Source organism: Bacteroides sp. An51A (genome assembly GCF_002161565.1).
Lineage (GTDB): Bacteria > Bacteroidota > Bacteroidia > Bacteroidales > Bacteroidaceae > Phocaeicola > Phocaeicola intestinalis.
In genome coordinates this window covers 24,730-36,671 of sequence record NZ_NFIC01000002.1, presented here as the reverse complement: position 1 = coordinate 36,671, position 11,942 = coordinate 24,730, and the positions used below count along the sequence as shown (strand labels likewise).

Annotated in this window: 5 protein-coding genes; 1 reads left to right on the top strand and 4 read right to left on the bottom strand. The window is 50.2% G+C overall.

The features are described from left to right. Positions 1 to 334: 334 nt before the first annotated feature. The 4 genes from hepC to B5G04_RS03800 form a co-directional block, all read right to left on the bottom strand. Positions 335 to 2,290 carry a heparin-sulfate lyase HepC gene (hepC, locus tag B5G04_RS03815; RefSeq protein WP_087396306.1) on the bottom strand — a complete coding sequence of 652 codons (1,956 nt, stop codon included), beginning with the start codon at positions 2,288 to 2,290 and terminating at the stop codon, positions 335 to 337. A gap of 433 nt (positions 2,291 to 2,723) precedes the next feature. Continuing rightward, positions 2,724 to 4,415 carry a RagB/SusD family nutrient uptake outer membrane protein gene (locus B5G04_RS03810; protein WP_087250775.1) on the bottom strand — a complete coding sequence of 564 codons (1,692 nt, stop codon included), beginning with the start codon at positions 4,413 to 4,415 and terminating at the stop codon, positions 2,724 to 2,726. A gap of 150 nt (positions 4,416 to 4,565) precedes the next feature. After that, on the bottom strand, positions 4,566 to 7,769 hold the full coding sequence (locus B5G04_RS03805; protein ID WP_087395874.1) for a TonB-dependent receptor: 3,204 nt from the start codon (positions 7,767 to 7,769) through the stop codon (positions 4,566 to 4,568). 175 nt (positions 7,770 to 7,944) lie between these two features. Further along, positions 7,945 to 10,500 (bottom strand): DUF4962 domain-containing protein, encoded by a 2,556-nt coding sequence (locus B5G04_RS03800; protein ID WP_239414028.1) that lies wholly within the window; start codon positions 10,498 to 10,500, stop codon positions 7,945 to 7,947. A gap of 262 nt (positions 10,501 to 10,762) precedes the next feature. Between B5G04_RS03800 and B5G04_RS03795 the strand changes: the two genes are divergently transcribed. Next, a complete protein-coding gene (locus B5G04_RS03795; protein WP_087395870.1) occupies positions 10,763 to 11,695 on the top strand; it encodes a transposase family protein in 933 nt (310 codons plus the stop codon). Positions 11,696 to 11,942 lie beyond the last annotated feature (247 nt).

Genomic DNA, 11,942 nt, shown 5'->3' with positions numbered 1-11,942 from the left:
AAGTAAGAAAAAATATGAAAAACCGTACACTTTCTTTACTTTTTTATTGCAAACGCACATGCATATAGATGCGCAAGCCCGCGAAAGTATATGCGTGGGGCTGCGCATATAGCTACGCATCAAGCGTTACAATTGTTACAATTACAGTTAATCGAAATTGTTTTTCATGTAAGCGCAACGGACGGAACGAGTGATACATTAAAAATTATATAGTATATATATTATAATATAATATATATACTATATAATTTTATAACTTCTGTTTCTTCCATTGGGAAGTCAATTCAAATTAACTGTAATTGTAACAATTGTAACGCATAAGCAACTAGAGCTATCAATAAGCAAGCGTGCGCTTCTGCCCGTCTACCGAAACCTCAATGCGAGACTCCCCTGCGAAGCGTGCCTTTATCTTCGGTTCCCCTTCGGGTAAGCGGTAGGGACAGATGACGGTGATGTAGCGCAAGGGTTCCGATGCCTTCGGGGTGTTCAGCGATACGGAAGTACGCTCGGTACGCTGGCGGTAAGCGGTGGAATACCAGCCTTCTTCCTCCTTCAGCACGGTATGGCGGGGTGCGAAGCACTGGAGCTTGACCTGCACATCGCCCTCGAAAGCAGACGAAAGCGTCAGGTGTTCGGGGTCGATATTCACCTTTCCGTCACACAGGTGCCAGTTCAGATTGACGGTACCCGTAGCATCGCCCAGTGCCTCGTCTACTATCACGAAGTACGAACCTTCGATGAAGAAGAACGTGCGCCGGTGAGTCAATCCCTTATAACTCTCGTGCTCGGTGACCAAGGATTGCACCTCGCCTTCGGGTTGCCAGCTTTTCGTGTGCGATACGCGGTCTTCCAGGTTCTTCCCGTCCAGCGTCAGGGTATTGTGCGAAGCGGTGCGGCGGAACCAGTTGCGCAGGCGGGTCACTTCCTCATTGCCTTCGTACACATACGAACCTGAGTCGGGGAACAAGTTCTTGCCTTGCACCCAAAGCTCGAACGTGCCGTTATCGGGCTGGCTATGCCATTCTCCCGCCGGTCCGGCTTTGATGACCATCACCGTGGCATCCTTCCCCCACCCGTTCCGGAAGGCGAAGAAGCCCGAATCGAGGAAGCCTTTCGAGAGGTTGGCAGGCGGAAGCCCTTCCTTTCCTTCGGTGGCAAAATACCGGATTTGGGCATTGTCGGGGAAGAGTTTCGCCCAAGCCTTGTATCGGGCAATATCCCCTTTCCGGCTGCCCCGCTTGGCATCGCTGAAGCAAGGATTCGTATAATCGGGGAAGCAGAGGTTCATGTAGAACACAATCATCGACTCAATGGTGTTCGTGTAGCTCTGCGGGAACTCCGACCGGAAACCGTTCACGTCCGCCATACGCAATGCCTTGCAGAAGATGTCGATGCACGCCGGGTGGTAATGCAAGTCCAGTTCGTATTGCCCTCCGTCAGGATAAACCTGCTTCTTGATTTCACGGTTCAGGATATCGATGCCGCTCTTGCGCCATCCTGCAGCTTCCTTAAATTCGGGAAAGAAAGCCCCTGCATAGAGCACCCGTTGCGCCTCGAAAAGCAGGTGGTTGCCCTCTGCCGAATAGTTGCGCATCACGTGCAGGGCATGGCGGTGGTAATTGCTTAGGAACTGGGTGAGGAAAGCCGGTGTAAACGAAGGCGAAGGCAGGAAGAGCAGGAACTGGTTAATCTGGTCCTGCAAGCGGTGGCTCGCCTCCAGCGGACGCCAGGCGAAACGCACATTCTCCGCCTCGCCTTCGGCATCGTCCTGCAACTCATAAAGTGCCTTTGGTATCTCCACCAAAGGATTCTTCTTTATCCAGTCGGCATATTGAAGCACCCACTCGCGGGCATACTTCTCGTCTCCCGTCAGGCGGTAAGCCTTTCCCATGGGTGTAAACCATTTGTGGCGGTGCAATTGCCAGCGCAATTCATTGTCCTGCACAGGCCAATAGCGCCAGTCGATGTCTTTCCCGTAATTGAACGGAGGCTGGTATCCGTCGTGCACGTAGAAAGTATGTTCCAGCGCATCGTCCGCCCAGCCACGTTCGCGCTCGCTGAGCGAAAGATGTTCCAAGTCCAGGTCGGGCGTAGACACACCCGTCCGCGAGCGGTAATACGCCAACAATTCTTCGGCGGCACGGAGCGTATCGCCCGCATCGCAAGCCGTCTTTACTTTCTCCAGACCGGGATAGTCCAGGTTCAACAACTCGAAAGCACTCCGGTCGAGCACTTGTGCCCGCATCAGGTTTGCCCATAGACAAAGGCAAATCAGGCAAAAAGTCTTCATGGTTTTGATTGTATTCATTTCTTTTATGTATGTGGTTAGGTATAGCAATTCTAAAGAAACGCGGATTATCGCAGATTCTTTTAATTTACGATTTGACAATTTACTATCTACTATTTGAGCTTTAAATCGTACTTCGTAAATCGAAAAATAGTAAATTTAATTTACGATTTGACAATTTACTATCTACTATTTGAGCTTTAAATCGTACTTCGTAAATCGAAAAAAAGTAAATCAAAAGAATCCGCGTGAATCTGCGTTTCAAACATTGTTGTTGTAATAAACCAACAGAAGCCTCATCAAAAAAAGACAAGGCTTCCGCCGAACAGTAAAACTTATATGAAACCTACTAAAATAAAGAATTAAGAATGAAGAATGAAGAATCACGTTGACCGTATGGCATTCTTCATTCTTAATTCTTCATTCTTCATTTATATCAGTATCCCGGATTATTCTTTCCTTCGTAATTCGGGTTGCTTTGTATCTCTACCAACGGGATGGGGAGCAATTCGTTCTTGCCGTCCACGAAGTTCTGGTATGCCGGATAAGCGGCATTCGTACCCCGGTTGACCGAGCTTTGCGAACCGAACAGGCGGAGTGCATCTCCCAACACACCCCAGCGGATGAGGTCGAACTTGCGCTCTCCTTCGAAAGCCAGCTCGAAGCCACGTTCCCAATAGAGTGCCGTACGGAAACGTCCCTGTGCCGAACCATCATCGATGAAGGTCAGGTCGTGTGTCGCCTTACGGGTTGCCATCAGTTCTTCATAATTGGCATCGGTATATTCCGTAGCCCCTGCACGGGCACGCACGCGGTTCAGCAAGTTCCACGCCTCGGTGGTATTCCCTGTTTCATTGTAAGCTTCCGCCGCCATCAGCACCACATCGGCATAGCGCAACACGCAATAATTCACATCACCGTAATTCATGTTCTTGTTCCATGTTTCGGTAGGCATCCATTCGCGGCGCCATTTGCCCGGATACCACGAACCGGCATTACGTTCCTGCTTCACGTGTTTCATGCTGTCCGTATTCCAAATGAAACGATACGTACAGATGCTTACATCGCGGCGCACATCGGTTTCCTCGAAGAAGTCACGCCATTCGGGCACCACAATAAAGAACCCGTTGGCACGTCCCATGTAGTTCGCCATCTCCGAAGTAGGCACTCCCTGCACTTCAGCTACCGAAGGACCATTGTAAATGCCCCACGCTCCACCGTTGCGTGCTCCCTGCTGGTGGAAGAAAGCTATTTCGAAGATACTTTCCTGCGAGTTCAGCACATCTTGCGAAAAATTACGGAACAATTGTTCATAACCTCCGCTATAAAAATCATGATACCCGTTAGCCTGAATGGCTTCCCATTCGCTAATCACGGCATTGAAGTATTCGGCACGCTTGGTATCGTCCGGCCGGGTCATCTGCCCGTCCATTTGCAGGCTATAGCCGGCACGTTGCAGGTAGACACGCATCAGCATGGCTCGCGCCGCTCCCTGTGTTGCCCGTTCGGGGCTGGAGCTTGCATCTGCCCATGGCAGGTGTTCCTTGGCAAAGTTCAAGTCTTCGATAATCTGGTCGTAAATCTCTTCGCGGCTTACCCGTGCGCCGAAAGCGTCCTCATAATTGGACGTATAAGTAGTCTTGAACGGCACATCGCCCCAATACTTTATCAGGTCGAAAGCCAGGAAAGCACGCAAGAAACGGGCTTCGGCATCCAGCTCCTGCAGGTTCTCGCTCTCGGCATACCCGGGCATATTCACAATACCGTCTATCGCCATATTGGCACGGTCGATGCCCTGGTATTTCAATTGCCAAAGCCATTCTACCCATTCATTAGTGGAAGTGACCCGATAGTGCACCATATCGTGTATCGTATTGTCGGAATGGGTACGGGAGGTGTAATACATATCATCGGATGCCTGCCCCGCCATCTCGTACCATCCATAGTGGCGATAGTCAGATATGGAACTGTAAATGCCCATCACCGCCATATCGGCGTTGGCTTCCGACTCGAAGAACGAATCCTTATCGTAGCTGGAATCGGGAGTCTCTGTCAGTGTGTCCTCGCAAGAGGAAAAGACGGCCAGCGAAAGAGCCGCCATTGCCATATAGAATATATGCTTTTTCATTTTACGTCAAGATTTGAAATTAAAGTGTACAAAGAAGAAACGCAGATTTCCGTAGATTAACACAAATTGAAATGATTATTAAAATTATACTCTGCGGAAATCCGCGTTAATCTGTGTTTCTAAACTGACACATATTTGTTGTTACTTAAATCAGAATGCCACGTTCACACCGAAGATAAACGAACGGCTGCGCGGATAAGCGCCGAAATCCACACCCGGAGTCAACGGGCTGCGCATGTTCGACACTTCGGGATCGAATCCGCTATACGGTGTCCATGTCGCCAAGTTATATCCCGTAGCATACAGACGCAGCTTGCTCAGTCCGAGTTTCGTAATCAGCTTCTTGGGGAAACTATATCCTAATGTAATGTTGGTCAGCTTCAGGAACGAAGCATCCTCTACGCCCCATGAGTGAATGTACTTGTCCCCCTCTTCGTTGTCGCGGAACGAAGCCACCGTCTTCCCTGCATTCATCGCCGTAAGCTCATCGGGGTCAGTCACCACCTCGCCTTGCGCATTGATAGTCATCCAGCGTTCCGAACTGTTCATAATGTTCAGGGCATTGTTGTTCTGCCGTCCCACCTTGCTGTTTATCAGCTTGGTAGCATTCAGCACATCGTTGCCATAGCTATAAGTAAGGAAGATGCTCAGGTCGAAACCTTTGTAGGTAAAGTTATTGTTCAAACCGCCATAGAAGGTCGGAGTGGCATTACCGATAACGGTCTTGTCGTTCTCGTCGATGACGCCATTATGGTCCAAATCCTTAAACTTCCAGTGTCCGGGTTGCACACCAATCTGATTGGCGGAAGAAGCGACCCCTTCCTTCAATGTATAAGTCTGTGTAGCGGCATCGTAATCGAAATCGCTCACCTGATACAAGCCTTCGGTCACGTATCCATAGAATTGTCCCAACGGCTCGCCCACGGCAATGCGGTGCGTGCTCTGGTTATAACCGAACTGTGCTTCGTACAGCTGCACCTGTTCGCCGGTCAGTTCCAACACCTTATTCTTATAGTGCGAGAAAGTCAGCGTAGTGGTCCAGTTGAAGTCTTTCTTCGCGATGTTGACCGTATTAATTGTCAGGTCCACACCCACGTTCTTCGTTTCGCCGGCATTCACCATCATCGTGGTATAACCCGAAGAATAAGGCAACTGCGCGCTCAGCAACAGGTCGCTGCTCCGGTTGATGTAGAACTCAGGCGAAATGGTGATGCGTTGGTCCAGGAAACCGAGGTCGATGCCTAAGTTAAAGGTCTTGTTGGCTTCCCATTTCAAGTCTTCATTCGGAATCTGTGTAGAGGCATACCCCGGCACCAACTGTCCTCCCATCGCCGTATTGAGCGAAGAGAGCAACGCCAGGCTATTGTAGCTTCCGATGCGGTTGTTTCCGGCAAGACCGTAACCGATGCGGAACTTCAAATCGGAAAAGACATTCAGTTTCTTGATAAACTCTTCTTCGCCCAAACGCCATGCAGCCGATACGGCAGGGAAATAGCCCCACTTGTTGCCCTTGCTGAACTTGGAAGAACCGTCGGCACGCATCGTCGCGCTGAACAGGTATTTGTCTTTGAAGTCGTAGTTGACACGGGCAAAGAAAGAAATCAGGTTATCGTCATCGTTCACATAACTGTCCGAATTAGTCGGTGTTCCCAAGCCCATATCGTCCAATTGGAACTCGTCGGTAGGCAAATTGCCCACTTCGGTCAACACATAACGCTCCCAGCGGTGTACGTATTCTTGTCCTGCCTGCACCATCAGGTGGTGTTTCTTTTGGAAACGCTTGTCGAAAGTAAACACGTTCGAGGTGGAGAAACTCCCGTCTTCCGTATTGCGGATGCTCCCGTAAATGCCGTTACGCAATCCCATAATCGACTCATCGCCATAGAACAGTTCACGGCGTTGGGTGCGATAACGCATACCGGTGGTGTTGCGGAAACTAAATCCTTTGAAGAAGGTATAGGTAAAGCCTCCGTTTGCCTGCAAGGTACGTATCTCGCGGTCGTCCTTTTCTTCGGCTGCATTGACCAACGGGTTTTGCACCACATTGCCTTGCTCGTCTACCAGCAACGGGTCCCGTCCTGCCAGCAGTTCCTCATCGCTTCCCTGAATGCCGATAGTCGGACGGTATTGCAGGATTTGAGCCATCTTGTTGAAACGCGCGTCGGTCGAGCTTCCATTCTCGGTCGTACCGTTTCCGGCTACACCTGCACCCCAGATGTTACGCTGGTCGAACTGGAAACGGGCATTGACACGCAACTTGTCGTTCACCTTTCCGTCTACATTCAAGGATAAGTTGTGGCGTTCGCTTCCGCTATACACCATGGCGCCTTCGTCTTTATTATAGCTGTATGCCATGCCGTACTTGATGCGGTCGCTTCCGCCGTTCACGCCTACACGATAGTTTTGCGTAACGGTAGTGCTGCCCATGGTCAGGTCTTGCCAGTCCAGTCCGCGGTTGGCATAATTCTCATGTATTTCCAAGAAGCTTCCATACAAGTTCTGCCATGCCGGCATCTGTGTAGCGGGGTCGGTAGCCCACCCTATCGTACGCTCGTAGTCGGCAAGCACGAACTCTTCGGTGCTGAGCAGTTCCAGCTGCTTGGCAAGCTTGCGCACACCCACGTAAGCGTCAAAAGTCACGGTAGCTTTCCCTCCGTCGTCCTTTCCGCTCTTGGTGGTAATCAATACAACGCCGTTTGCGCCCCGTGCTCCGTAGATGGCGGTAGCGGAAGCGTCCTTCAAGACATCGATGCTTTCAATGTCGGCAGGGTCAAGGCTCGACATACCGTCTTCGGTAGGAAATCCGTCGATAACGTAAAGAGGCTCGTTGCTCTGCGTGATGGAGATACCGCCACGCACACGGATAGATGCCTCGGCACCCGGCTGGCCATCGGTCTGTATTACCTGCACACCCGCCATACGTCCGGCTATTGCCTGTGCCATATCTGATACAGGTGTCTTGGTAAGCTCTTCACTCTTCACCGAAGCAACCGAACCGGTCAGGTCCTTGCGTTTCATCGTGGCATAACCTACTACGACTACTTCTTCCAACAACTGATTGTCGGGCTGCAAAGTGACATTGATTTGCTTTTGTCCCTTGACGGGAACTTCTACCGTTTGCATACCGATGTAAGAAAATACCAATACATCTTTTAATGCATCATTAACTTGGATGGAATAGTTACCACTCATGTCGGTAATGGTGCCACCTTTCGCATTCTTGATTGTAACGCTTCCTCCAATCACTTCCAGACCTTCATTGTCGATTACCTTACCAGTCACGGTAAAGCCTTGCGCCCATCCCACCGCTATGCCGACAAAGAAAAAGAAGAAGGCAAACAAGACGCCCTTCATAGTTTTCGGTTTTTTCATAATACGATTTGTTTTAAATTTATGACTAAGTTTTATTATTTTTCATCTGTCGGCAAAGATAACGGGAGAAAACGAACTCTACGTTTTCTCCCGTTAAAAACAATTGCAAATACCAACAATAATATTTCAATTCTGTGCAAAGCGCTTTCGAATTTGTTTAAAAACCCTTCCGGGTGGCTATCGGAGCACGGTCAGTCATTTCCATAACCTGATATTCGCCATCGGTTTCATCATAAAGCAATGACGAACTTGCTTCTTGCCGAAGATAAGGCACACCATCGATTACAGGAGACTCTTCGCCATAACTGAACACTACCGGTTCTGTATGATGACGCACCACAAGCCGGGGACTGTCCGAAGCATTCAGGCAGGCTTCTACCGTCCAGTCACCCCACGTAAACGTATCTCCGTCCCTGCGGATGATATAAGGACTTTCGCCTGCTTCGCATACTTGGATAAGGGTAAGGTAGCGTGTTGCCGGTTGGTTGTCCGTACAAGCCGTCAGATGCCACTGGTTGGGGTATTCCGCTCCGCCGGTTGCAGGAGGCACCGCAAACTGATCGGTCTGGGTGATATCCATCTCGCTTGAGCCAAACAATTGGGTTACGGCATAAAAACCGTCCGCTTCATCAGCAGTGCTCAACACCTGTTCTGCTTCGTTGATGTCGAACCGGACCGGACTATGCAACAACCAGTCCCAACGAACCGGCTCGGATGCCTCCAGTTCATCATAAATAAGCACCGTACGCGGATGCAACATCAGGACGTGCCGGCGGTATCGGGTAAGAGGAGTTTCACCGAATCCGTTATCGGGTGTCTGCGTAATGCCTGCCTGGGCAAAATAGTTTACCCACATCGGGTCGTCGCTGATGCCGCAATAGGCATGCGAGGCATCACCGAGCGCATAACTGATGTGATTTCCTCCCAACGCACGGACGATGCTTCCGTATCCCTTGGTGGAATAAGGCTGCCCGATACCGTTCACCAGAATCGTATTGTGGGCACGGGTGTGGCGGTACGACATCAGGTTGTGCGCATCGGCAAATGCCTGGTAATATCCTGTACTCCGATAGACATCCTTCCCACCGAACAGGAGGTTAAACGCATTCTGGCTTGCCGTGGTATGGCTTCCCGAACCGAAGGTGCTGGAACGGAACGACAAGGCAAGGTCATTCCCGGCATCTCCCAAATGGCTATGCATCGACACTTCTCCGGCATCGCTGTACCACACCATTTTGGCAGCATCTTCGGGCAAGGCAGACTCGTAAGTCCGATTGGAACACATGCGGTACAAACGCAATTCGTAATCCTGCCGAACCAGCGACTGGCATTCACCGGCATACCACCCGGCATACGCATCGCCCGTCTCGCGTGCCAGATAATCGGCAAATGCAGCCGTAAGCCGGTTGGGCTGGTCGCCATTCTCACTGTTGTCTCCAAAACCGGTACTCTTCGAATCGGGCGGATTGGTGTAGGCAAGAGCCCGTCCTGCATTGCGGTACCACGGATGTTGCAGGAAGTCGAACCGCGCCACGTAAGAGAACAAGGCAGGCATGTAGGCAAGTGTCTTCACATTGGCAGGGAAATAGCCCGTCCCGTTATGCCAGATGCCATCGCGGTTGAAGCCCGAAGCCGGAGCACGTGCTGTCCAAAGCTCGTAATAATACTTCAATATCGGAAGCGCCTCATCGGCATATTCCGCCTTGTCATACAGCAGGAAAGCCGCCTGTGTCAGGATACGCATGTTCTGTTGCCAGAAATGATTGTCGAAGATATGGTTTTCTTCCACACCGCATTGCTCCTGATACGAATGACGCAGGGCACGCATCATCAGCTCCTCCGCACCCGAACGCTGCGTGGCGGTCAGGCGTCCGTAGAGCAAATCGTAAACCGCGGCATGAGCCAAAGTCAAGGCAGAGGTCGTAAAGTTATCGGTAAAGAGTTGTGTATCCGTAGGAGGCAGGGCAAGCATCGCATCCAGTAGCTCTACCAGCTTATCGGCATACCGCTCGTCCTGAAGCAGATAGTAAGCGTGATACAGCCACGTGGCATGCTGGCGCAAGGTCTCGGCATCGGCATAAAGGTCCATGGTGCCGTAGTCCGCCTCCAGTGCTATCGAGGCGCGCGCCGTCAATTGGCGGTATTCGGGATGAGATGTCACGTTCTGCCTTGCCTCATGGATATACGGATTGAGGAAACAATACAGGCGGGGATGCACACGGGGGGCATTCTCCAGGAAGTCCTCGAAAGGCGGAGTAATAAATACCGGCGTCTCTGACTTTACCTCGAACGCATACGTCTCACTCCATGCGCCGGGACTGGCACCCTCGGCATCGGTACTCCGGAAACGCCAGTACCACGTGCCGGCATCCAGTGCCCGGTGGAGGTTATACATACATCCGTCTTGCGGCTCGCTGATTTCGGCATCCGCAAAATCTTCTGTGCGCGAAAGGGCATACTGGAGCCGCTCGCCCGTCTTCATGGCTTGCGGAACAAGGAAAGGAGCAGGATTGACTATCAGTTCGTTCGATGTCTTGGGATAAGGCTGGGTGCGCACTTTGTCCTGATACGCATCCGGATAGGTCGTTTCAGGTTGCGGCACAGAAGGTTCCGGCTCTACTGCCTCATCGGAACAGGCAGGGCATCCCAGCCAACATACCGCCAAGGCAAGCATCGGCACATAGCACCGGAAAGGCAAGAAGTTTTTTTTCATTGCATGATGTTTATAGAATGTTGAAATTACTGTTCGTAATGATATGAGAGTGTACATTTTTGTTGATGCCATCATTGAATACCGGCTACACAGAATGCACAAATCTATACGTGCATGGTATACATAAATATTTGTAAAGTGGACAACACAATAATATACGTATAACTGCGTTTCCGGTAAGATTAATAATCTTCACGCTGTAAGATTAGAGTTTATGTAATTTAGATTTGTTATATATCGCGCATACGCGTACCTTTGCAACATGAATTACCACGACCATAAAGACAACAGCAAAAGTTTCCGTGCCTTGACGGGAGTTAGCCATGAACAGTTTTGTGCGCTTCTCCCTTATTTCGAGGCTGCGCATGAGGACTATTTGTCCGAGTATGAAATGACCGGGGAACGCCGTAGCGGAAAACGCCGCAGTCCTTCCATCTACAAGAACAGCCCCCTTCCCAGCATATCCGACCGCCTGTTCTTCATTTTGGTTTATTTGAAAAACAACCCGTTGCAGGAATATCATGCGGCCTGTTTCGGAATGAACCAGAAGCACTGCAACATATTCATCCATTGCCTGACTAAAATCCTTCGTCTGTCCCTTAAAGCGAAAGGTCTTGTCCCCGCAGAAACCGACAAGGAGCTTGCCGAACGGCTGGCGGAACTTTCCAAAGAGGGAGACAAGCCGGTACTTCTTCATGACGGGACGGAACGGGAGATTCCCCGTCCGGCAGACCGGGACATGCAAAAGGAGCGTTACAGCGGCAAGAAAAAACGGCACACGGTCAAGAACGCCGTCATTGTAACGATGGCTTGTCTGGTCATATTTGTCAGTCAGACCGTTTCGGGCAAGACCCACGACAAGAAGATGGCTGACACAATGTATTCTTTTCCTGTGCCTTGCACCTTGTATCAAGATACGGGATACCAAGGCTATGAGCCTGAGGGGGTGGAAATCATACAACCGGTCAAGAAGCCCAAAGGGAAAGAGCTTTCCAGGCAGGACAAGGAATACAACAAGAAAGTTTCCGCCATCAGGGTGCGTATAGAACATGTCATAGGAAGCGCGAAAGTCATGCGCATCGTCAAAGACGAGTGCAGGCTCAGGGCAAACAACTTTGTAGAAAACATCTTTTCCACATGTATGGCACTGCATAATCTCAGAATTAAAATCAACCCTTGGAACTATCATAACTAATTTACATAAACTCTATTAATAATCTTCAAGCTGTAAGATTAATAATCTTCAAGCCGTAAGATTAATAATCTTACAAAACGGGCAGTTCATTTACCGGATTGTAGCAGCCGGTTTTCCGGGCTGAGTTGTTCCTTTGCTCTGCGTTTTGGTATCTCCCGCATATAGCAAGATGCACCTATGTTCATCGGCATACGAACATAGGTGCATCAGTTATCGGATACAGGTTCTTCGGACCATGAATCCTGCT

What these genes read in the sequence shown, in the direction of transcription:
- hepC (WP_087396306.1), bottom strand. Translation starts at nt 2,290, where the DNA reads ATGAAGACTTTTTGCCTGATTTGCCTTTGTCTATGGGCAAACCTGATG.
- B5G04_RS03810 (WP_087250775.1), bottom strand. Translation starts at nt 4,415, where the DNA reads ATGAAAAAGCATATATTCTATATGGCAATGGCGGCTCTTTCGCTGGCC.
- B5G04_RS03805 (WP_087395874.1), bottom strand. Translation starts at nt 7,769, where the DNA reads ATGAAGGGCGTCTTGTTTGCCTTCTTCTTTTTCTTTGTCGGCATAGCG.
- B5G04_RS03800 (WP_239414028.1), bottom strand. Translation starts at nt 10,500, where the DNA reads ATGAAAAAAAACTTCTTGCCTTTCCGGTGCTATGTGCCGATGCTTGCC.
- B5G04_RS03795 (WP_087395870.1), top strand. Translation starts at nt 10,763, where the DNA reads ATGAATTACCACGACCATAAAGACAACAGCAAAAGTTTCCGTGCCTTG.